The sequence below is a fragment of the Fictibacillus enclensis genome, assembly GCF_001457035.1.
Lineage (GTDB): Bacteria > Bacillota > Bacilli > Bacillales > Fictibacillaceae > Fictibacillus_C > Fictibacillus_C enclensis.
In genome coordinates this window covers 1-21,689 of record NZ_KQ758625.1, presented here as the reverse complement: position 1 = coordinate 21,689, position 21,689 = coordinate 1, and the positions used below count along the sequence as shown (strand labels likewise).

Genomic DNA, 21,689 nt, shown 5'->3' with positions numbered 1-21,689 from the left:
TTGTACATGGTCCAGTTTAGTAAAGAGAACATCACTGAATTAAATACGGGCTACGTAAAGGAACATCATCTCCAGCAAAAGATTGACGCAAAGAGGAAACGTGGTTTATACCGCAGGCTGGCGGCTTTCCTGGTCATTTTTTCAGTTCTTGCGTTTGCCATGCTTTCAACCATCACATCACAAATGTCTACCCTTGCCGAGAAGGGGAAGCAGGAAAAGCAGATGAAGTCCAAGTTAGCGCAAACTAAGGAAAAGAAGGCACAACTGAAAGAGGAAGCGCATAAACTAAAAGACGTTGATTATATCGGGGAAATCGCGCGGCGTGATTTATTCATGTCCAAGAAGGGGGAGATCGTGTTTAAAACACACGGATCTTCGTCGGATTGACATCCCGAATTTTACACATGTATAATGTATAATAAAGTAAACTTATGAATACCTAAGGAGGAGCATTTTCTTCATGTCAATTGAAGTAGGCAGCAAGTTGCAAGGTAAGGTTACAGGGATTACTCATTTTGGAGCGTTTGTCGAGCTGCCAGGAGGAACTACCGGACTTGTGCACATTAGTGAAGTTGCAGACAATTATGTTAAAGACATCAATGACCACTTAAAAGTCGGAGATGAAGTCGAAGTTAAAGTCATGAATATCGAAAAAGATGGCAAAATCGGCTTATCCATTAAAAAAGCAAAGGATAACCCGGCACCGACGAGAAGCAACTACGGAGCGAACAAAGGAAACTATGGCGCACCGAAAAGCGGTGGGTTTGGACCGTCAAAAGGCGGATTCAATAAACAGCGCAAAGGTTCACCTCGCGGCAATGGTGGTTTTAACACGGCTGTAACATTTGAAGATAAAATGAGTAAATTCTTAAAAGACAGTGAAGACCGTCTGGCAACATTAAAACGCCAAACTGAGTCAAAACGCGGCGGACGCGGAGCGCGCCGAGGATAGCAAGCTGCTGATTTGAATGCTCAAGCTTCACGACCTTATATTATATATCCAAGGCTTCTCTTGAAAAAGAGAGGCCTTTTCTTTTCGCGCTAACCTTTGTAATTGTGAGTTGTTGATTTACGTTTCAGGATGCTCGTTTTTACCCGCATCTCTCGCATCTTGCATTACAAACTACGGATCAACGATGATTTTAAAGCCTCACCATTAGAGAACTTTTTAAAAATCTTAAAAATTCCTGTGCCAAAAACTGTGCTGTTTCAACTTTTTATTTAATTCTTTTTTAAAAGCGTTGACAAGGGGGGCCCCTTCTTGTAATATACTATTTGTGTCTTTAACATGGCGGTGTAGCTCAGCTGGCTAGAGCGTACGGTTCATACCCGTGAGGTCGGGGGTTCGATCCCCTCCGCCGCTACCATTTTTTCTACAAAAAGCACAAGCTGGCCCGTTGGTCAAGCGGTTAAGACACCGCCCTTTCACGGCGGTAACACGGGTTCGAATCCCGTACGGGTCACCATACATATAGAATGATACACCCTGCATTTTGAGGAGAAGCCCTTCTCTGCAAATGCAGGGTTTTTTGTATTTGTTCAATGCAAATACATGATTTTTGTATTTGTTCGTCGAGAAGTTTTTGGGGGATGCTCTAACCGTTTGACAAAAAATGTGAATACCCTGTGGTTATAATGGGACACACAAAACTAAACGGGTGGTGTGGAGGATGTATCAAAAGGCGGACAGGAATGTAATGGAACCCATGCGGGCGATGGTTTGGCTGGAGAAAACACAAAGTGTGTCAAACGGTATTTGCAAGGGCTTCATGAGCAAGCTGGAAGGCGTACTGTTGAATTGGAGACTGTTGTTGTTTGCAATCGGCTTCTTACTTGGACGAGCCATGATATTATCAGAAATCACTCCTTTTGCTCTGCCATTGATCGCTTCTGTATTTGTTTTGCGCAAGGAGCGAACTGGATTTGCTATATTGGCGCTCGTAGCCGGCGCATTGTCTCATGTCCCCATGAATGCATTTTACATATTGGCGGGTGTTGTGGTGTATGCAGTCTATCAGAAAACGGCCGACATGTTTACAAAGAACCGCATGAGATGGGCGCCGGCTGTTGTATTCCTGAGCAGTTTTACGGCCAGGATCGGAACCGTCTTCTTTACTTCTGGGCCTCCTCAGATCAGTGAATATATGATGGGTGCAGTAGAGGCGGGTCTTTCTCTTGTGCTGACCTTGATCTTTTTACAAAGCATTCCTTTATTGAATTTAAAAAGGATCCCTCAATCCTTAAAGAACGAGGAAATTATCTGTTTTATGATTTTGCTGGCTTCTGTCATGACCGGGACCATCGGGTGGGAAATCCATCATTATTCTGTGGAACATATAGTTTCTAGATATTTGGTACTGATGTTCGCGTTTGTGGGCGGAGCTGCCATTGGTTCAACTGTTGGTGTGGTAACAGGCTTGATTCTAAGTCTGGCAAATGTAGGCAGCCTCTATCAGATGAGCCTCCTGGCCTTTTCAGGATTGCTGGGCGGGTTGCTGAAGGAAGGAAAGCGGCTCGGTGTGGGCATCGGGCTGTTAATCGGAACGCTGCTGATCGGCCTCTATGGGGAAGGGAATGTTGCCATAGCCAAAACGCTGATTGAATCTGCCATTGCAATTGGGGTCTTTTTGCTGACGCCCCAGGCGGTAATACACAGCATTGCCCGCTATGTTCCGGGTACAAGGGAGCATTCCAATGAACAGCAGCAATATGTAAAAAAAATCAGGGATGTCACAGCTAACCGGGTGGAGCAGTTCTCGAGCATGTTTCAGGCTCTTTCCCACTCCTTTGCTTCGTACAATGAAAGTGCCTATGATGAATATCAAGATCATGAGGTGGATTTGTTTTTAAGCAATGTGACCGAAAAAACCTGCCAGACGTGTTTTAAAAAAGAACAGTGCTGGGCTGTGAATTTTACTAAAACCTATGAAATGATGACCCAGATTATGACTGAGCAGGAACAATATCAGGAAATTAAAGACCGAAGGCTAAAGCTGGAGTGGGAGAAGCACTGTGTGAAACCACAAAAAATTACAGAAGCCATCTCCAAAGAGCTTTCACAATACCAGGCAAGCCAGAAGCTGAAGCAGCAGGTTCAGGAAAGCCGGAAGCTGGTGGCCAACCAGTTGCTCGGCGTGTCACAGGTAATGGGGGACTTCGCCAAAGAAATCCAGCGGGAACATATCAATCACCAGGTGCAGGAAGAGCAGATCAAAGAGGCGATTCAGAGTGCGGGAATTGAGCTGGGACATATTGATGTCTACAGTTTGGAAGCTTCGAATGTAGATATTGAGATGAGTCTCCCCAGTTGCAACGGCAGCGGAGAGTGCGAAAAAATAATTGCTCCTCTTCTGTCTGATATTTTGCAGGAAACCATTGTGGTGAAAAAAGAGGATTGTAATTTTTATCCGAATGGCTACTGCCATGTGGCGTTTGGTTCGGCGCGCGAATTTGTCATCGAAACCGGTATTGCGTCTGCGGCAAAGGGAGGAGCATGGCTTTCAGGAGACAGCCATTCAACCATGGAGCTAGGCGGCGGAAAATATGCGGTGGCGATCTCTGATGGAATGGGCAATGGCGAACGGGCCTTCAGGGAAAGTAATGAGACACTGGAGCTTCTGCAAAAGATTCTCAAATCGGGTATTGATGAGGAGGTGGCAATTAAGTCAGTTAATTCGGTGCTTTCACTCCGTACAACCGATGAGATTTTTTCGACACTGGATCTCGCCATGATCGATCTGCAGGATGCCTCGCTGAAATTTTTAAAGATCGGCTCTTCGCCAAGCTTTGTGAAACGGGGAGACCAGGTGAGGATCATCGAGGCAAGCAACCTTCCGATCGGCATTATTGAGGAGTTTGATGTGGATGTTGTGAGCGATCAGTTAAAAGCCGGGGATCTGCTCATCATGATGAGTGACGGCATTTATGAAGGTCCGAAGCATGTTGAGAACATCAACGCTTGGATGAAGCGTAAAATCAAGGAGATTGGCACCGATGATCCCCAGGTGGTTGCAGACCTGCTGATGGAGGAAGTCATACGCACTGGGTCCAACACCATAGAAGACGATATGACCGTTGTCGTCACCAAAATCAACCGGAACATTCCGAAATGGGCCTCCATCCCCCATTTCCCGAAAATCAACATCAAACGGCCAAAAGCGCAATAAATTTCAAAGAACAAAAGTATATTTCCTCTGATCGATGACAAGGATGATAACAGCATTCGATGAGAGGAGTTTTTTAAATGGAAATGAAAAAAGGTACCCTGCGTCAAGTGTTGCTGATTACCGATGGCTGCTCCAATCACGGAGAGGACCCCATCGCCATGGCGGCGCTCGCGCGTGAGCATGGCATTACGATAAATGTAATTGGAATCTTGGAAGAAAACAGCCCTGAATACCATCAGAAAGGGCTTCGGGAAGTAGAGGAGATTGCTTTGTCCGGAGGCGGCGTCAGCCAAATTGTGTATACGACCCAGCTGTCGCAGACCGTGCAGATGGTAACCAAAAAGGGAATGACTCAGACCATTCACGGTGTCATCAACAGTGAGCTTCAGCAGATACTGGGTAAAGAATCGACCATCGAAGACCTGCCTCCTGAAAAGCGGGGAGAGGTAATGGAAGTGGTGGATGATCTTGGTGAAACCATGGACCTGGAGCTGATTATTCTCGTGGATGCATCAGGCAGCATGGAAAAGAAGCTTGCCACGGTTCAGGAATCACTTATTGATCTTTCCATCTCGCTGAACTCGAGGATCGGCTACAATCAATTTGCGCTGTTTGCGTTCCCGGGTAAAAGAGACGAAACCGAGCTTTTGATAGATTGGACGCCCAAGCTGAATTCACTGACCCAGGCCTTCACCAAAATTTCGTCAGGCGGCATTACACCGACTGGTCCGGCCATTAAGGCTGCGATCAATGAATTTACGAACAGACGTTCAAGAAGGAGATTGATCACAGGTGATGAAGAAGAATACTCCGAAGGGTCAGGTTTCTAAACTTAATTCCGGAGACATTATTTCCGGGAAATGGCACCGCAACGAGTATTCCATCATCAGAGAACTTGGTTCGGGCGCCACAGGCACAGTGTATCTTGCTTCAGGTAAGGGCGGAAAAGTAGCGGTCAAAACCGGCCATGACAGCATGGCAATCATCTCAGAAGTGAACGTGTTAAAGCATTTTTCGAGGGTCCAGGGCAGAATCCTTGGGCCTTCTTTAATCGATGTGGATGATTATGTGATGAACGGCAGGCAGGTTCCCTTTTATGTTATGGAATACCTTAAGGGAGACTCTCTCTTTCAATTTATGAAAAACCACAGTGAGGAATGGGCAGGAATTCTCCTCGTGCAGCTGCTGACTGATTTGAGTATGCTTCACCGCGCCGGATGGGTGTTTGGTGACCTTAAACCGGATAATCTTTTGGTGGTTGGCCCTCCGTCACGCATTCGTTGGATCGACGTTGGGGGAACCACGCAGATCGGACGGTCGATCAAAGAGTATACAGAGTTTTTCGACAGAGGCTATTGGGGCATGGGCACACGTAAGGCAGAACCTTCCTATGATTTATTTTCCGCCTGTATGATCATGGTCAACCTGGCTTTTCCAAGCCGCTTTGAAAAAAAGAAAGACGGGCGGCAGCAGCTGAAGGAAGTTATTCGCAGCAACCCTCTTCTTGCAAACTATCAATCCATCTTGTTCAAAGGGCTGTACGGTAAATATCAAAGTGCTGAAGAGATGCGAAATGATCTGGTTTCTTCCCTGAATAATAAGGGAAGATTCAAAGTGTCAGCTCCCTCCCAGACGTCGTCTGGCGCAAGCCGGCGGTCGGTTCATAAAAAAATAAAAAAGAAGAAAAAAAGAGCGATGATGTTTGAAACCGTTCTTTTGGGCTCATTTCTGTTTATTGTTTATCTGTTTTATCTCATCAGCCAATCCATGTAACGCAAATGGCAAATCCTTTAAGCCCCGGTCTCCTTTTGTTATACTTACGGAAGGTTTAAAGTAAAAAAAATGGGCGAAGCATATCAGGATACGCCGGATAAGGAGAGAAAGGAAATGCTTCAGGCCGTCGATCAATTTATTAAAAAACATCAGCTCATCAAGCAGGGGCAGACGATAGCGGTCGGCGTTTCCGGCGGACCGGATTCCATGGCACTGCTTCATTATTTATGGAACAGGGGAAAGGGGGAGAGCCTGAAGATCGTTGCTGTGCATGTGGATCATATGCTGAGAGGCAATGAATCCTACGAAGACCTTCTGTACGTCCAGACGTATTGCGAAAAGAACGGCATTCCGTTCGAAAGCACCCGGGTGGATGTAGCAGCCTATAAAAAGGAGAATGGCCTGACCAGTACGCAATCAGCCGCAAGAGAATGCAGGTATGCCTTCTATGCGGAAGTCGTTTCGCGCTTTGGTGCAGATTCGGTTGCACTTGCTCACCATGGCGATGACCAGACGGAAACCGTTCTGATGCGGATGACACGAGGAAGTTCAGGAACCGCCCTTGGCGGAATGCGGGCCAGCCGGCCATTTGGAGACTCGCGCATTATTCGGCCGTTTCTAGGAATAACAAAGGCCGAAATAGAGCACTATTGTAGAGTACATAAGATTTTCCCAAGAAGGGATCCGAGCAACGAAACGGACGATTATGTCAGAAATCGATTCAGGCACCATGTTCTTCCCTTTTTAAAAAAAGAAAATCCAAATGTTCATCTTCGTTTTCAACAAATAAGTGAAACTTTTTATGAGGATGAAACGTATTTAACCGAGCAGGCCGGAAAAGGCCTGGAAGCGGTTGTTTCAGAGAAAGATGCTTCCTTGGTCGAGGTCTCTGTAAGCAAATTTCTGGGCATGCCAATTCCTTTACAAAAAAGGGCGATTACACTAATATTAAACTATCTATATAAGCAAACACCTTCATCTCTTTCCTCCATACATAAGGAAAGCTTTTTAACTTTACTCAGGAGTGACCATCCTTCCGGCCGACTTCATTTTCCGCAGGATTTACACGTCATCCGTTCCTATGACCGTTGCAGGCTCGCTTTTAGCCCGTCCGAAAGACAAGCAGGCTATCAGTTGGAATTGAAGATCCCGGGAAAGCTGGAGTTTCCTGTTGGAGTGATTACCGCTGGGTATAAAGAAGAGTATCCGAATGAGAAAAGGGGAAAAGATGTTTTTGTATGTGATGTAAAAAGTGTAAGTCTGCCAATCATTGCGAGAACACGCAAACCCGGTGACCGTATGGCGCTGCCGGGAGAGGGCGGGACTCGGAAGGTAAAAGATATTTTTATTGACCAGAAGCTTGAAAGGGAGAAACGCGATGTGTGGCCCATCCTGCAAGACGGGGAGGGGAACATTATCTGGATTCCGGGTATAAAGCATGGCGAAGTTCGACCATCAGGCGATCCCAAGCAATGGTTAGTCTTACAGTTTCAAAATTTCTGCCAGGACGTCTAGGAGGCCAAAGCAGCATGCATGATGAAATTAAAGAAGTATTAATTTCCGAGGAAGCGCTTCAGGAAAAGATTAAGGATCTCGGAAAGCAGTTATCTGAGGATTATCAGGACCGGTTTCCGCTTGTAGTCGGAGTGTTAAAGGGTGCCCTGCCTTTTATGGCAGATCTGATCAAACGGATGGATATTCATCTTGAAATTGATCTCATGGCGGTATCCAGCTATGGGGCATCAACCGTTTCTTCAGGAGAGGTCAAAATTATTAAGGACCTTGATACATCCCTTGAAGGACGCGATGTCATCATTGTCGAAGATATTATAGACAGCGGCCTTACGCTGAGCTATCTTGTCCAGCTCTTTAAACACCGCAATGCCAATTCGGTGAAGATTGTGACCTTGCTGGATAAGCCGACGGGCAGAAAAGTGGACATTAAACCGGATCTGACCGGATTTATCGTACCTGATGCCTTTGTAGTCGGTTACGGGCTGGATTACATCGAGCGCTACCGCAACCTGCCATATATCGGGGTATTAAAACCTGAAGTATATGAAAAGTAATTCTGTGTTTTATTTAACATGCAATAATAAATGTAATGGATCGTCTCATTGTCGTTGAGGAGGTAAGGAATGAATCGGATCTTCCGGAACACCATATTCTATTTGTTGATCTTTTTAGTTGTAGTTGGTGTCGTCAGCTTTTTTAACGGAACCAACAATGAAGTAAAGAAAATTCGTTATGACCAGTTAACGCAGTACATTCAGGATGGACGTGTGGAAAGCATTGAATACCAGCCTGAAGGCGGCGTTTTCGTCGTCAGGGGTAAGCTGGACAACTACAAGCAGGGAGAGGTTTTTGAAACCTATACCCCGGATTCAGATGAATCCATGAAGCAGCTTACTGCGCTTACGAACAAAGCGAAAATTGATTTCAAACCAGAAGAACAAACAAGCGGGTGGGTAACATTCTTCACATCCATTATCCCGTTTGTCATCATCTTCATCCTGTTTTTCTTCCTGCTCAACCAGGCTCAGGGCGGCGGCAGCCGTGTAATGAACTTCGGTAAAAGCAAAGCGAAACTGTACAATGAAGAAAAGAAAAAGGTAACGTTCAAAGACGTTGCCGGAGCGGATGAGGAGAAACAGGAACTTGTTGAGGTAGTTGAGTTCCTGAAAGATCCGCGCAAATTCGCCGCTCTTGGCGCACGTATTCCTAAAGGGGTTCTCCTTGTGGGACCTCCGGGAACAGGTAAAACATTGCTTGCCCGTGCAGTTGCAGGGGAAGCAGGCGTTCCTTTCTTCTCCATTTCAGGTTCTGATTTTGTTGAAATGTTTGTCGGGGTCGGTGCATCCCGTGTACGTGACTTGTTTGAAAACGCCAAAAAGAATGCCCCTTGTATTATCTTCATTGATGAGATCGATGCAGTAGGACGCCAGCGTGGTGCTGGACTTGGCGGCGGACATGATGAACGCGAACAAACGCTTAACCAGTTGCTTGTTGAGATGGATGGATTCGGTGCCAATGAAGGTATCATTATCATCGCCGCAACCAACCGTCCGGATATTCTGGACCCTGCCCTTCTTCGTCCGGGACGTTTTGACCGCCAGATTACGGTTAACCGCCCAGATGTAAAAGGACGCGAAGAGGTGCTTGGTGTACATGCCCGGAACAAGCCTCTAAGTGAAGAAGTGAACCTGAAAACCATCGCGATGCGCACACCTGGTTTTTCAGGTGCGGATCTCGAGAACCTGCTGAATGAAGCGGCACTTGTCGCGGCAAGGCAGAATAAAAAGAAAATCAATATGGACGATGTGGATGAGGCGATTGATCGCGTTATCGCAGGTCCTGCAAAGAAAAGCCGTGTTATTTCTCAAAAAGAAAAGAATATTGTGGCCTACCACGAAGCGGGACATACCGTTATCGGCCTTGTGCTTGAAGGCGCAGACACCGTTCATAAAGTAACTGTAGTTCCTCGCGGCCAGGCGGGCGGATACACCGTTATGCTTCCGAAAGAGGACCGCTACTTTATGACAAAACCTGAGCTGCTTGATAAGATTGTTGGTCTCCTTGGCGGACGTGTAGCAGAGGAAATCACATTTAATGAAGTCAGCACTGGTGCTCATAACGACTTCCAGCGTGCGACAGGCATTGCCCGCCGCATGGTAACCGAATTCGGTATGAGTGACCGATTGGGGCCAATGCAGTTTGGTTCCAGCTCCGGCGGACAGGTATTCCTTGGCCGCGACTTTAACAACGAGCAAAACTACAGTGATGCGATCGCCCATGAGATTGATATGGAAATCCAGAACATTATCAAGGACTCTTATGAGCGTTGTAAGCAAATTCTTACAGAGCATAACGAAAAGCTCGAAATCATTGCTCAAACGCTACTCAACGTAGAAACACTTGACGAGGAGCAAATCAAGGAGCTTGTAAAAACCGGTAAGCTACCTGAGCGAAAAGTGATCTCTTCTCCAGAAAATGATGTGAAAGTTACCATCCACAAGAAGGAAGAAGAAGAACACAAAGAAGATTAAAATCACAAAAAGGATGTCTCTCATCGCAGAGGCATCCTTTTTGAAAGTTAGCGGGGATTTTCCATGATCTTGTGTTTTGATGTAGGAAATACGAATATCGTGCTGGGCTTGTATGAAGCAAATGAATTGAAGCGTCATTGGCGGATCAGCACCTCCCGGGAAAAAACCGAGGATGAATACGGCATGCTGATTCTAAGCCTTTTTCACCACGCTGAAATTCAACCGGAAGCAGTGGAAGGCATTATTCTTTCATCGGTAGTGCCGCATATTATGGCAACCCTGGAGCGGATGTGCATCAAGTTTTTTCATAAAAAGCCACTTGTTATCGGTCCTGGCATCAAGACAGGGCTGAACATTAAATACGAAAACCCCAGGGAAGTGGGAGCCGACAGGATTGTCAATGCGGTGGCGGCGATCCATTATTATGGGTCACCGCTTGTTGTCGTGGATTTCGGCACCGCCACCACGTATTGCTACATCAATGAGCGAAAGGAATACATGGGCGGCGCAATTGCCCCGGGCATCAATGTTGCTACAGAGGGTTTGTATAAAAATGCGGCCAAGCTTCCTAGAATTGAATTCGCCAAGCCGGATAATATTATTGGGAAAAATACAGTCAGTGCCATGCAGTCGGGACTTATATTTGGATATGTTGGACAGGTTGAGGGAATTGTTAAAAGAATAAAAGCTCAGGAAAAAAGCAATCCAAAGGTCGTGGCTACCGGAGGAATGGCCGGTCTGATTGCCGAGGAATGCCAGCAAATCGATATTGTTGACCCCTATTTGACGTTAAAAGGGCTTCAACTCATATATACAAAAAACCGCAGAACGTAATAGCAAAACTTCTGAGCGAAAAGATAAGGACAGGTGATAAAAATGCAGGATTATTTAATCAAAGCTCTGGCTTTTGACGGGCAAATTCGTGCCTACGCAATGAGAGGAACAGAAATGGTCGGTGAAGCTCAGCGCAGGCACCAAACATGGCCGACCGCGTCTGCGGCACTTGGCCGTACGATGATGGCAAGCACTATGATGGCCTCCATGCTGAAGAGCGACAAGCACAAAATTACGGTAAAGATAGAAGGGGGAGGCCCCATCGGAGCGATCATTGTGGATGCTCATCCAAATGGGCAATCAAGGGGGTATGTTACAAACCCTCAGGTCCACTTTGATTTGAACCAGCATGGCAAACTGGATGTTGCCCGTTCGGTAGGGAAAGATGGCTTTCTTTCCGTTGTTAAGGATTTGGGACTGCGTGATAACTTTACAGGGCAGGTGCCCCTGGTTTCCGGTGAAATCGGGGATGACTTCACGTACTATTTTGTTGCATCCGAACAGGTGCCTTCCTCTGTAGGAGTGGGTGTGCTGGTTAATCCGGACAACAGCATTCTGGCAGCTGGCGGATTTGTGATACAGGTGATGCCGAATGCTTCAGATACGATCATCGACCTTTTGGAAGAGCGGATATCAGCCATTCCCCCGATCTCAAAGCTGGTGGAAAAGGGGCTTACCCCGGAAGAAATTCTTTTTGAACTGCTTGGAGAAGAAAATGTGAAGCTGCTTGAAAAGATGCCGGTGTCGTTTCAATGTACTTGTTCGCGTGACCGCATTGCCAATGCGCTCATATCATTAGGTAAAGAGGAAATCAGGGCAATGATTGAAGAAGACGGCCAGGCAGAAGCTCACTGCCAATTTTGCAATGAGACGTACTTGTTCTCTGCTGAAGATCTTGAGGAGCTCTATACCGAAAGCAAATAGTTTGAAATTTGCAGGTCTAAAGATGGGCAGAATAATTGACAGACGATTTGTATTATTGGTAAACTTAATCCAATAAAAATACTCGGGATTATTTTAGGAGCGTGATTAAGTTGGCAAGAATAGCAAATTCAATTACAGAACTAATCGGAGAAACACCCGTTGTCAAACTGAACCATTTGGCAGGTGAAGATGCTGCAGACATTTATCTGAAACTTGAATTCATGAATCCGGGAAGCAGTGTAAAGGACCGAATTGCTCTCGCCATGATTGAAAAAGCTGAAGAAGAAGGCGCATTAAAGCCTGGCGATACATTGATTGAACCAACGAGCGGCAATACGGGAATCGGTCTTGCCATGGTGGCGGCAGCCAAAGGGTATAAATCGGTAATTGTTATGCCGGATACAATGAGTATGGAACGCAGAAACCTTCTTCGCGCTTTTGGAGCTGAGCTTGTTTTAACTCCGGGAGCTGAAGGAATGGGAGGAGCCATCCGTAAGGCAGAGGCATTATCCCAGGAAAATGGATACTTTTTGACTCAGCAGTTTAAAAACCAGGCGAATCCGGAAATCCACCGCAAGACAACAGGTAGAGAGATTATTGCTCAATTCCCGGATGGTCTTGACGGGTTCATTTCAGGGATTGGAACTGGCGGAACGATTACGGGTGCCGGTGAAGTCTTAAAAGAATCTTTCCCTGATATCAAGGTTTATGCAGTGGAACCAACAGATTCACCTGTCCTTTCAGGCGGAAAGCCGGGGCCTCATAAGATTCAGGGCATCGGTGCAGGATTTGTACCGGATACGCTAAATACATCCGTGTATGATGAAGTTCTACAAATTACCAATGATGAAGCGTTTGAATATGCACGCCGTGCTGCCCGGGAAGAAGGAATCCTCGGAGGTATTTCTTCAGGTGCAGCGATTGCAGCTGCACTTAAAGTGGCGAAAAAGCTTGGCAAGGGCAAGAAAGTGCTCGCTATTATTCCGAGTAACGGTGAACGTTATCTGAGCACACCTTTGTACCAATTTGACGAAGCGGAGTAAATCACTTGAAAGCCGACATATTGTCGGCTTTTTTTTATGAACAATTTCCCGTTTGGTTTCCATAAAATTGCAGGATTTTTATCACCACTTTCATGACATCATCAGTTACAATAGTATCCATAAGAATGATCAGGAGAGTGAAGGGTGTGCCTAACCAAAACAAGTCAGATCGGCACGTTATTTTTGAGACGCTGGCCATGCCGAAAAATGAGTGGTTTAGACGGTATAAAGCTCTTTCGGCAGAAGAACCACACCATGTGTTTCTCGAAAGCGGGCGGAGCGGAAGATACAGCATCGCGGGTCTGTCGCCAGTGGCTTTTATTTCAGGGAAAAACAACAAGGTGAGCATTATGTATAAAGGGAAAACTATCACAAAGAAAGGCAATATGCTCCCTATCATAAAAGAATGGCTATCCTCGTTTCATACTGCAGCTGTTCCCGGCCTTCCAGATTTTAAAGGAGGCGCCATCGGATATTTCAGTTATGATGTTGCGCGTGAAATCGAAAAGCTTCCGGAACAGGCGGAGGATGATCTGAACCTGCCCGATGTTTCGCTTCTCGTATTTGACGATGTGTTTGTTTATGACCACGAAAAGGAACAGCTTTTTATTATGGTTCATTCCGCGGAAAAGGACCGAAGCAGCGCGGGACGCAAATTGATGCAATATGTGCAGCTATGGAGTGCGCCGCACCAGCAAGAGCAAAGAACAGCGGTGGAAAAAGTTCATTTTCCGTTTCTTCAGGAATCCGTCTCAATGTCTGAGGAATATTTTGTGGAAGCTGTAAAAACGGTAAAGGAATATATTGCTGCCGGAGATGTGTTTCAGGTTAATCTTTCTGTTCGTCAGTCCAAGCCGCTAATGTCGCAGCCTTTTCAAATTTATGAAGAGCTTCGCCGTTTCAATCCCTCTCCTTACATGGGGTATCTTCACACACCGGACTTACAGCTCGTTAGCGGTTCACCTGAACTGCTGGTCAAAAAAAGGGGAGATGAGATCAGCACCCGCCCAATTGCAGGAACCCGCTCAAGAGGCAAAACAGAAGAAGAGGACCGCAGGCTTGCGATGACATTGATCGAAAATGAAAAAGAATGCGCGGAACATGTAATGCTCGTCGATCTGGAACGAAACGACCTTGGGAAAGTAAGCGAATATGGAAGTGTTGAAGTGGATGAGTTCATGACCATTGAAAAGTACTCGCATGTCATGCATATTGTTTCCAATGTAAAAGGGAGACTGCGCAAGGAATGTGACGCGTTTGATCTCATTGCAGCAACCTTTCCGGGGGGGACAATTACCGGTGCCCCAAAAATCAGAACGATGGAAATTATTGAAGAACTTGAGCCTGTGCGGCGAGGGGTATATACTGGCTCTATCGGATGGATTGGGTTTGATGGAGATGCAGAATTGAACATCGCGATCCGGACGATGGTCTGCAAGGACGGTATGGCACATGTCCAGGCCGGAGCCGGCATTGTTATTGACTCCGATCCAAAAGCGGAATATAAAGAGTCCTTGAAAAAAGCAGCTGCGCTATGGCGGGCAAAGGAATTAAGCGAAGAAAAAAGTTGTGAATTAGTTTAGCAGAGCTTAGAGGAGGAAGATGAGAAATGATTTTAATGATCGATAATTATGATTCATTTACGTACAACTTGGTGCAATATTTGGGAGAGCTTGGAGAAGAATTGGTCGTCAAGAGAAACGATGAAATTACACTTGAAGAGATTGAAGCACTTAAACCGGATTACCTGATGATTTCGCCTGGCCCTTGCTCGCCGAATGAAGCAGGTGTCAGCATGGATGTCATCAAGCGGTTTTCAGGAAAAATTCCTATATTCGGTGTTTGTCTTGGCCATCAGTCCATTGCACAGGTGTTCGGAGGAGACGTGATTCGCTCGGAGCGTTTGATGCATGGTAAAACATCTGCGATCCTTCATGATGACAATACGATTTTCAGCGGTGTGGAGAATGGGTTTACAGCAACAAGATATCACTCTCTTACCGTAAAAAAAGAAACGCTTCCTGACTGTTTTGACATTTCAGCATGGACGGCTGACGATGAAATCATGGCCATCAGGCATAAAACGCTGCCGGTGGAAGGCGTACAGTTTCATCCCGAATCCATAATGACAGGAGCGGGCAAGCAGCTGCTCCGTAATTTTATCGATCAATACAAAAATAAAGGGAACAAGGTATGTACCTCTTAATAGATGGAAAACTTGTAAGTAAAAATGAAGCATCAATCTCTCCGTTTGACCACGGATACATGTATGGGCTTGGAGCCTTTGAAACCGTCCGGGTCTATAATGGACATCCGTTTTTGTGGGAAGACCACATGAATCGTCTCCGGCAGGCACTCGTAGAGCTTAACATCAAGCATGAGCTGGACAGCTCGGCAGCCTGGATGGAGACCAAGCGATTAATGAGGCGCAATAAATGGAAGAATGCCTATATACGATTTAATATTTCGGCGGGAATCGGCGAAATTGGTCTTCAAACAGAGCCTTACACAAAACCAACCATTATCATTTACGGAAAACCGCTTCCTGAACAAGGACCATTTAACGAAAAAGAGCTGGTGGTTCTGCAGACGCGAAGAAATACACCGGAAGGCAGAATCCGCCTGAAATCCCATCACTATCTGAACAGCATTCTTGGAAAAAGGGAACTGAAGGAGCCTGTTGAACAGGAAGGGCTTTTTTTAACAGAGGACGGTTTTGCCAGTGAGGGAACGGTCTCCAATGTATTCTGGGTAAAGGATGGGAGGTTGTACACTCCTTCGCTCGGCACCGGCATATTGAACGGCATTACGCGGCAGTTTATTATGGCTGCGGCTGCCAAGCTTGATATGGATGCAGAAGAAGGATTCTACACACCACAGGATTTGCTTGCTGCCGATGAAATTTTTCTCACCAACTCCATTCAGGAAATGGTGCCGGTTAAAAGATTTGAAGGAAAAGACTTTCCGGGTGCCGGGGGAAAGGTGTTGCATTCGCTATTGTTTTTATACCATTCATGCAGCAAGGATTTATGGAGTATTGATGAATTAGCATAAAGGGGGAGCCTATAATGGGACAAGCTATCACAACAAAGAGTTTTAACCATCTCATTTCCTGCGGCCCGTATACACTTGATCTGTCAAAAAAGACGCATGTGATGGGGATTTTGAATGTGACTCCTGACTCATTTTCCGACGGAGGAAAATTTAACTCGATCGAAACAGCCATACAACACGCCCGGCAAATGGTGGCTGAAGGGGCAGATATCATTGATATCGGCGGAGAATCAACCCGACCTGGCGGTGAAAAGATAGGGGCACAAGAAGAATTGCGCCGTGTCATTCCCGTGATTGAAGCGGTCTCCCGTTCAGTTCAGGTTCCTTTATCCATTGACACCTATAAAGCGGAGGTGGCGGAGAAAGCGATTCTGGCGGGGGCCCACATTATCAACGATGTGTGGGGAGCGAAGGCGGATGACAAGATGGCTGTAACCGCGGCCCGCCTCAATGTTCCGATCATCCTGATGCATAACCGGCCTGACCGCGATTACGATGAGCTGATGCCCGACATCATCGCTGACTTAAATAAGAGTATTGCTATCTGTATGAAAGAAGGCGTCAACCCGGAGAATATCATTTTGGACCCGGGAATCGGTTTTGCCAAAACCTATGAACAAAACCTGGAGACGATGCGCAATCTAAATCAGATTGTGGATATGGGGTATCCGGTCCTTCTCGCCACGTCGAGGAAGTCCATGATCGGCAATGCTCTCGACCTTCCTGTCAATGAGCGTATGGAAGGGACAGGCGCCACGGTCTGTCTCGGAATTGAGCGGGGCTGTACCATCGTCCGGGTTCATGATGTTAAAGAAATGAGCCGCATGGCCAAGATGATGGATGCCATGCTTGGAAAAGGAATGAGCCCACTTGGATAAAATATATATGAACGGTCTTTCGTTTTATGGGTATCACGGTGTTTTTCCGGAAGAGAATAAGCTCGGGCAGCGGTTCAAGGTGGATCTGATCCTGCAGATGGATCTTCAATCTGCCGGAACAACCGATGATCTGGAGCACACGGTCAACTATGGTGAGGTTTATGCAACGGTGAAGGAGATCGTGGAAGGCGAACCGAAAAAGCTCGTGGAAACCGTGACTGAAAGCATTGCGACCACCCTTCTTTCCAGTTATCCGCTCGTTCAGCAATGCACCGTAAAAGTAGTCAAACCCGACCCTCCTATTCCAGGCCATTATGATTCGGTTGCTGTTGAAATAACGAGGGGCAGAGCATGAAAAACACCGTCTATCTTTCACTCGGTTCCAATCTTGGCAACCGGGAGGAATACATTCGTCAGGCGGTACAAGAACTGGAGAACCATCCGGACATCGAAGTCAGCGTTGTTTCGTCCCTGTATGAGACAGATCCTGTGGGCTATACCGATCAGCCCCCTTTCCTGAATGTGGCGGTTCAGCTGCAAACGTGCCTTTCTGCAGAAGAGCTGTTGAGCATAACCCAGAAAATTGAAAACAGACTGGAAAGAATCAGGGAAATCAGATGGGGGCCCAGAACAATAGACCTTGACATTTTGTTGTATAATAGTGAACGTATACATTCAGAGACACTGCACATTCCGCATCCACGTATGCTGGAACGTGCTTTTGTACTGATTCCGTTGCTTGAGATTGCTCCAGATCTCACATTCCCCGGTACAGAAAAAGTACCACTCGGGGTTCTCTTCAAACAGCTGCAGAATAAAGAAGGTGTACACAGATGGAAGAAGAAAAGTGGGGCAGAAGAATCCGGGCCTTTCGAAAGTTAAAAGGCTTTACACAGGAGGGCCTTGCGAGGGAATTGGGCATTTCCGTTTCCATACTTGGAGAAATCGAGCGCGGAAACAGGAAGCCGAAGGAAGAACTGATCAAAAAGATTGCTACAATCTTTCAGGTTTCTATAGATGAATTAACGCAACACTATGTTCGAAGATAAGGTGAGGTGATATACGTGTTAGAAATCGGCGGAATTAAGATGAAAAACCCGGTGGTGCTTGCTCCAATGGCAGGTGTATGCAATCCGGCTTTCCGTCTGATCGCAAAGGATTTTGGTGCGGGACTTGTTTGTGCCGAAATGGTCAGCGACAAAGGAATTCTGCTAGAAAACGAAAAATCGCTGAAGATGCTCTATGTCGATGAGCGGGAAAAACCGCTAAGCCTTCAGATTTTTGGAGGGGAGCGGGAATCGCTTGTTGCTGCGGCAAAGTATGTAGACAAGAACACAAATGCCGATATTATAGATATCAATATGGGATGCCCTGTTCCTAAGATTACAAAGTGTGATGCCGGGGCAAGATGGCTGCTGGATCCGGATAAAATCTATGAGATGGTGGCAGCCACTGTTGATGCGGTACAAAAACCGGTCACCGTTAAAATGCGTGTCGGCTGGGATGAGGACCACATTTTTGCCGTCGAGAATGCCCAGGCGGTCGAGCGTGCCGGCGGTGCCGCAGTAGCAGTTCACGGACGCACCCGTGTTCAGATGTATGAAGGAAGAGCAAACTGGGATATCATTAAACAAGTAAAAGACAATGTTTCCATTCCGGTCATCGGAAACGGAGATATTGCTACACCGCATGATGCAAAGCATGCGCTTGAAGCGTACGGCGTGGACGGCGTGATGATCGGCCGCGGAGCACTCGGTAATCCATGGATGCTGTACCGTACCATCAAGTTCCTGGAAACAGGAGAGATTCCTCAAGAGCCGACGCCAAGAGAAAAAATCGACATCTGCATGCTGCACATGGACCGCCTGATTGACCTTAAAGGGGAGTATGTGGCGGTTCGCGAAATGCGCAAGCATACTGCATGGTATCTTAAAGGACTTCCAAAAACCGGCTCTGTCCGTAACGAAGTGAATATAAAAACAACAAGGGAAGAAATGCGCAAGCTTCTTTATGATTATATTGAAGAAGTAGAAGCAAAACCGGCTGACAAAGTAAGCTGATCATTCAACCCTGATAGGAAATAACACCAGCCAGAACTATTTCTGGCTTTTGTTGCACTTATATTATCTAAATCCTGCTCCCTGGTGTTTTCACAAGATATTATTTATTAATGATATGGAGGAGAAGCAAATGACCCAAGAAACGGTTTTGCTTACGAATGAAGGCACCAGGAGGCTTAAACATGAGCTGAAAAGCTTGATCGACGAAAAGGAAGCCTGCACAGTAGAGGAAAAAGGACAATTTTTGGATAAGAGAATCAAACAGCTCGAGCATGTGCTTCTTCATGCCCGAATTCTTTCAAACCAGAAAGAGCCCGGCCATACCGCTGAAGTCGGTTCCACTATTACATTGCTTGAACTCGAATTTCAGGACGAAATGACCTATACAATAGTACATCCTTTTGAGGCTGATCCGAGGGAATTCAAGATTGCCTCCGATTCTCCGGTAGCCAAGGCTGTTCTTGGCAAACCGCTGAACTCAAAAATCTATATCTCCCTTCCCGGGGGACAAATATCATATGAAATCATTAATATACAAAACTGCAAAAGATAGGAGAATTCCATGAGCCAGGATATAGAATTAAATGATTTGCTGCGGGTACGCAGAGAAAAAATGAACAACCTCCGCGAAAGCGGTAAAGATCCATTTGGTACAAAGTATGTCCGTACGCATAGTGCCAAGGACATACTCGAGCAGTACCAGGACCTCTCAAAAGAAGAATTGGATGAGAAAAGTATTGAAGTGACAATCGCCGGACGCATCATGACCAAGCGCGGAAAAGGAAAAGCAGGTTTTGCTCACGTTCAGGACCTTACAGGACAAATCCAAATCTACGTAAGAACCGATGCGGTTGGGGAAGAACAGTATGAACTGTTCAATACCATTGATATCGGGGACATTGTCGGGATTACAGGTACTGTTTTTAAAACCAAAGTAGGCGAGCTTTCCGTAAAAGCAAAAGATTTTCAGCTTCTTACAAAGTCGCTTCGTCCGCTTCCTGACAAATTCCATGGCCTGAAGGACGTCGAGCAGCGATACCGACAGCGTTACGTTGACTTGATCATGAATCCTGAAGTAAAGGATACCTTTATTGCCCGAAGTAAGATTATTCGTTCCATGAGACGCTACCTGGATGACCATGGCTATTTGGAAGTGGAAACTCCAACCATGCACTCAATCCCGGGCGGAGCTTCGGCACGTCCGTTCATTACCCACCACAACGCGCTTGATATGGAACTTTATATGCGTATTGCTATTGAGCTTCACTTGAAGCGACTCATTGTGGGTGGCCTGGAAAAGGTTTATGAAATTGGCCGTGTATTCCGCAACGAGGGTGTATCTACACGCCATAACCCTGAATTTACAATGATCGAGCTATATGAAGCGTATGCGGATTATCACGACATCATGGAGCTTACAGAAAATCTGATCGCACACATTGCAAAGGATGTTCACGGAAGCACAACCGTAAAATACGGCGAGCATGAAGTAAACCTTGAACCACGCTGGAAAAGAATCCATATGGTTGATGCGGTTAAAGAAGCGACAGGCGTCGATTTCTGGCCTCAGATGAGCAGGGAAGAAGCTCTTGCTCTTGCAAAAGAGCACAAGGTTCCTGTAACAGAAAATATGTCCTACGGGCACATTGTCAACGAGTTCTTTGAACACTTTGTTGAAGAAACGTTGATTCAGCCTACCTTTGTCTACGGACATCCTGTAGAAATCTCGCCGCTTGCCAAGAAAAACCCTCAGGATGAGCGGTTCACTGACCGATTTGAACTGTTTATCGTTGGCCGTGAGCATGCTAATGCCTTCTCTGAGCTGAATGATCCAATCGATCAAAGAGAACGTTTTGAGGCACAGCTCCAAGAGCGGGCGGCAGGAAATGACGAAGCCCATATGATGGATGAAGATTTTGTAGAAGCACTTGAGTATGGTATGCCTCCTACCGGGGGTCTCGGGATCGGGATCGACCGTCTGATCATGCTTTTGACCGATTCACCATCCATCCGTGATGTACTGTTATTTCCGCAAATGCGCCATAGTGAAAAGTAAAAACACGACGGGATCAGAACAGCCTGCAAGGACTTGTGGGCTGTTTTTCTTTATTTAAAAAGAAAATCAAACTTTTTTCAAAAAAGGTATTGCAAGTGAATTAAATAGGTGGTATATTAGTATTCGTCGCTGAGGCGCTTTACTAAAAAGCATCAACAAAATGATTTAAAAAACTTTTAAAAAAGATTGTTGACAAGCCTAGAACGACATGATATGATAATAAAGTCGCCAATGAGCGACGGCGAGCGGCTTTAACAACGAAGTTGTTCGGCAAAATGTTCTTTGAAAACCAAACAAAAGCCAGAGTAAGTCGGGGATTTTACAATCCCATCAATTTCTTATTTTTAAACATTAAGAGCTATATCAAACACTTTATTGGAGAGTTTGATCCTGGCTCAGGATGAACGCTGGCGGCGTGCCTAATACATGCAAGTCGAGCGAATGACGAGGAGCTTGCTCCTCTGATTTAGCGGCGGACGGGTGAGTAACACGTGGGTAACCTGCCTGTAAGACGGGGATAACTCCGGGAAACCGGAGCTAATACCGGATGATAACGAGAAGCGCCTGCTTCTTTTTTGAAAGTCGGTTTCGGCTGACGCTTACAGATGGGCCCGCGGCGCATTAGCTAGTTGGTGAGGTAACGGCTCACCAAGGCGACGATGCGTAGCCGACCTGAGAGGGTGATCGGCCACACTGGGACTGAGACACGGCCCAGACTCCTACGGGAGGCAGCAGTAGGGAATCTTCGGCAATGGACGAAAGTCTGACCGAGCAACGCCGCGTGAGCGATGAAGGCCTTCGGGTCGTAAAGCTCTGTTGTCAGAGAAGAACAAGTACCGGAGTAACTGCCGGTAC

At 46.3% G+C, this 21,689-nt stretch carries 21 protein-coding genes, 2 tRNA genes and 1 rRNA gene; all 24 read left to right on the top strand.

Features of this window, described 5'->3' with window-relative positions; genetic code table 11:
* Positions 1-6: 6 nt before the first annotated feature.
* Positions 7-387, top strand: coding sequence for an FtsB family cell division protein (locus tag AS030_RS22485; RefSeq protein WP_061975937.1), 381 nt, complete (start codon positions 7-9; stop codon positions 385-387).
* Positions 388-460: 73 nt separating this feature from the next.
* A complete protein-coding gene (locus AS030_RS22480; protein WP_061975935.1) occupies positions 461-952 on the top strand; it encodes a S1 domain-containing RNA-binding protein in 492 nt (163 codons plus the stop codon).
* 338 nt (positions 953-1,290) lie between these two features.
* Positions 1,291-1,367: transfer RNA gene (locus AS030_RS22475), tRNA-Met, on the top strand.
* 24 nt (positions 1,368-1,391) lie between these two features.
* Positions 1,392-1,466: transfer RNA gene (locus AS030_RS22470), tRNA-Glu, on the top strand.
* Between the two features lie 204 nt (positions 1,467-1,670).
* On the top strand, positions 1,671-4,166 hold the full coding sequence (gene spoIIE, locus AS030_RS22465) for a stage II sporulation protein E (protein ID WP_061975933.1): 2,496 nt from the start codon (positions 1,671-1,673) through the stop codon (positions 4,164-4,166).
* Between the two features lie 83 nt (positions 4,167-4,249).
* Positions 4,250-4,996 carry a vWA domain-containing protein gene (locus AS030_RS22460; protein ID WP_061976009.1) on the top strand — a complete coding sequence of 249 codons (747 nt, stop codon included), beginning with the start codon at positions 4,250-4,252 and terminating at the stop codon, positions 4,994-4,996.
* Positions 4,962-5,939: a serine/threonine protein kinase gene (locus AS030_RS22455; RefSeq protein WP_061975931.1), complete on the top strand. Its 978-nt coding sequence runs from the start codon at positions 4,962-4,964 to the stop codon at positions 5,937-5,939. Before AS030_RS22460 ends, AS030_RS22455 begins: the two co-directional genes overlap by 35 nt.
* A 114-nt stretch (positions 5,940-6,053) precedes the next feature.
* The gene (gene tilS, locus AS030_RS22450) at positions 6,054-7,454 is read left to right on the top strand and encodes a tRNA lysidine(34) synthetase TilS (protein WP_061975929.1); all 1,401 of its coding nucleotides are present in this window, start codon (positions 6,054-6,056) and stop codon (positions 7,452-7,454) included.
* A 14-nt stretch (positions 7,455-7,468) separates the two neighbouring features.
* Positions 7,469-8,008, top strand: coding sequence for a hypoxanthine phosphoribosyltransferase (hpt, locus tag AS030_RS22445; protein ID WP_061975927.1), 540 nt, complete (start codon positions 7,469-7,471; stop codon positions 8,006-8,008).
* A gap of 69 nt (positions 8,009-8,077) precedes the next feature.
* Positions 8,078-9,985 carry an ATP-dependent zinc metalloprotease FtsH gene (gene ftsH / locus AS030_RS22440; protein WP_061975925.1) on the top strand — a complete coding sequence of 636 codons (1,908 nt, stop codon included), beginning with the start codon at positions 8,078-8,080 and terminating at the stop codon, positions 9,983-9,985.
* 63 nt (positions 9,986-10,048) lie between these two features.
* Positions 10,049-10,819, top strand: coding sequence for a type III pantothenate kinase (locus AS030_RS22435; protein ID WP_061975923.1), 771 nt, complete (start codon positions 10,049-10,051; stop codon positions 10,817-10,819).
* A 42-nt stretch (positions 10,820-10,861) separates the two neighbouring features.
* Entirely contained in the window at positions 10,862-11,743 is an 882-nt protein-coding gene (hslO, locus tag AS030_RS22430; RefSeq protein WP_061975921.1) for an Hsp33 family molecular chaperone HslO, read from the top strand.
* 110 nt (positions 11,744-11,853) lie between these two features.
* Positions 11,854-12,786: a cysteine synthase A gene (gene cysK / locus AS030_RS22425; RefSeq protein WP_061975918.1), complete on the top strand. Its 933-nt coding sequence runs from the start codon at positions 11,854-11,856 to the stop codon at positions 12,784-12,786.
* Between the two features lie 125 nt (positions 12,787-12,911).
* A complete protein-coding gene (gene pabB / locus AS030_RS22420) occupies positions 12,912-14,369 on the top strand; it encodes an aminodeoxychorismate synthase, component I (RefSeq protein WP_082635938.1) in 1,458 nt (485 codons plus the stop codon).
* Between the two features lie 26 nt (positions 14,370-14,395).
* Entirely contained in the window at positions 14,396-14,992 is a 597-nt protein-coding gene (gene pabA, locus AS030_RS22415; protein WP_061975916.1) for an aminodeoxychorismate/anthranilate synthase component II, read from the top strand.
* Positions 14,980-15,840 (top strand): aminodeoxychorismate lyase, encoded by an 861-nt coding sequence (gene pabC, locus AS030_RS22410; RefSeq protein ID WP_061975914.1) that lies wholly within the window; start codon positions 14,980-14,982, stop codon positions 15,838-15,840. Before pabA ends, pabC begins: the two co-directional genes overlap by 13 nt.
* A gap of 14 nt (positions 15,841-15,854) precedes the next feature.
* A complete protein-coding gene (gene folP / locus AS030_RS22405) occupies positions 15,855-16,718 on the top strand; it encodes a dihydropteroate synthase (RefSeq protein WP_061975912.1) in 864 nt (287 codons plus the stop codon).
* The gene (gene folB / locus AS030_RS22400) at positions 16,711-17,073 is read left to right on the top strand and encodes a dihydroneopterin aldolase (RefSeq protein ID WP_061975910.1); all 363 of its coding nucleotides are present in this window, start codon (positions 16,711-16,713) and stop codon (positions 17,071-17,073) included. Before folP ends, folB begins: the two co-directional genes overlap by 8 nt.
* On the top strand, positions 17,070-17,600 hold the full coding sequence (folK, locus tag AS030_RS22395; RefSeq protein ID WP_061975908.1) for a 2-amino-4-hydroxy-6-hydroxymethyldihydropteridine diphosphokinase: 531 nt from the start codon (positions 17,070-17,072) through the stop codon (positions 17,598-17,600). Before folB ends, folK begins: the two co-directional genes overlap by 4 nt.
* Complete coding sequence (locus AS030_RS22390; RefSeq protein ID WP_061975906.1) at positions 17,552-17,767, top strand: helix-turn-helix domain-containing protein; 216 nt, start codon at positions 17,552-17,554, stop codon at positions 17,765-17,767. Before folK ends, AS030_RS22390 begins: the two co-directional genes overlap by 49 nt.
* 15 nt (positions 17,768-17,782) lie before the next feature.
* On the top strand, positions 17,783-18,778 hold the full coding sequence (dusB, locus tag AS030_RS22385) for a tRNA dihydrouridine synthase DusB (protein ID WP_061975904.1): 996 nt from the start codon (positions 17,783-17,785) through the stop codon (positions 18,776-18,778).
* Positions 18,779-18,908: 130 nt separating this feature from the next.
* Positions 18,909-19,331, top strand: a complete 423-nt coding sequence (locus AS030_RS22380) for a GreA/GreB family elongation factor (protein WP_061975902.1) — start codon at positions 18,909-18,911, stop codon at positions 19,329-19,331.
* 9 nt (positions 19,332-19,340) lie between these two features.
* The gene (gene lysS, locus AS030_RS22375) at positions 19,341-20,834 is read left to right on the top strand and encodes a lysine--tRNA ligase (RefSeq protein ID WP_061975900.1); all 1,494 of its coding nucleotides are present in this window, start codon (positions 19,341-19,343) and stop codon (positions 20,832-20,834) included.
* Positions 20,835-21,206: 372 nt separating this feature from the next.
* Positions 21,207-21,689, top strand: a 16S ribosomal RNA gene (locus AS030_RS22370); the annotation flags it as partial.

Coding starts and splice junctions, on each gene's coding strand:
- AS030_RS22485 (WP_061975937.1), top strand. CDS start 7: ATGGTCCAGTTTAGTAAAGAGAACATCACTGAATTAAATACGGGCTAC.
- AS030_RS22480 (WP_061975935.1), top strand. CDS start 461: ATGTCAATTGAAGTAGGCAGCAAGTTGCAAGGTAAGGTTACAGGGATT.
- spoIIE (WP_061975933.1), top strand. CDS start 1,671: ATGTATCAAAAGGCGGACAGGAATGTAATGGAACCCATGCGGGCGATG.
- AS030_RS22460 (WP_061976009.1), top strand. CDS start 4,250: ATGAAAAAAGGTACCCTGCGTCAAGTGTTGCTGATTACCGATGGCTGC.
- AS030_RS22455 (WP_061975931.1), top strand. CDS start 4,962: ATGAAGAAGAATACTCCGAAGGGTCAGGTTTCTAAACTTAATTCCGGA.
- tilS (WP_061975929.1), top strand. CDS start 6,054: ATGCTTCAGGCCGTCGATCAATTTATTAAAAAACATCAGCTCATCAAG.
- hpt (WP_061975927.1), top strand. CDS start 7,469: ATGCATGATGAAATTAAAGAAGTATTAATTTCCGAGGAAGCGCTTCAG.
- ftsH (WP_061975925.1), top strand. CDS start 8,078: ATGAATCGGATCTTCCGGAACACCATATTCTATTTGTTGATCTTTTTA.
- AS030_RS22435 (WP_061975923.1), top strand. CDS start 10,049: ATGATCTTGTGTTTTGATGTAGGAAATACGAATATCGTGCTGGGCTTG.
- hslO (WP_061975921.1), top strand. CDS start 10,862: ATGCAGGATTATTTAATCAAAGCTCTGGCTTTTGACGGGCAAATTCGT.
- pabB (WP_082635938.1), top strand. CDS start 12,912: ATGATCAGGAGAGTGAAGGGTGTGCCTAACCAAAACAAGTCAGATCGG.
- pabA (WP_061975916.1), top strand. CDS start 14,396: ATGATTTTAATGATCGATAATTATGATTCATTTACGTACAACTTGGTG.
- pabC (WP_061975914.1), top strand. CDS start 14,980: ATGTACCTCTTAATAGATGGAAAACTTGTAAGTAAAAATGAAGCATCA.
- folP (WP_061975912.1), top strand. CDS start 15,855: ATGGGACAAGCTATCACAACAAAGAGTTTTAACCATCTCATTTCCTGC.
- folK (WP_061975908.1), top strand. CDS start 17,070: ATGAAAAACACCGTCTATCTTTCACTCGGTTCCAATCTTGGCAACCGG.
- AS030_RS22390 (WP_061975906.1), top strand. CDS start 17,552: ATGGAAGAAGAAAAGTGGGGCAGAAGAATCCGGGCCTTTCGAAAGTTA.
- AS030_RS22380 (WP_061975902.1), top strand. CDS start 18,909: ATGACCCAAGAAACGGTTTTGCTTACGAATGAAGGCACCAGGAGGCTT.
- lysS (WP_061975900.1), top strand. CDS start 19,341: ATGAGCCAGGATATAGAATTAAATGATTTGCTGCGGGTACGCAGAGAA.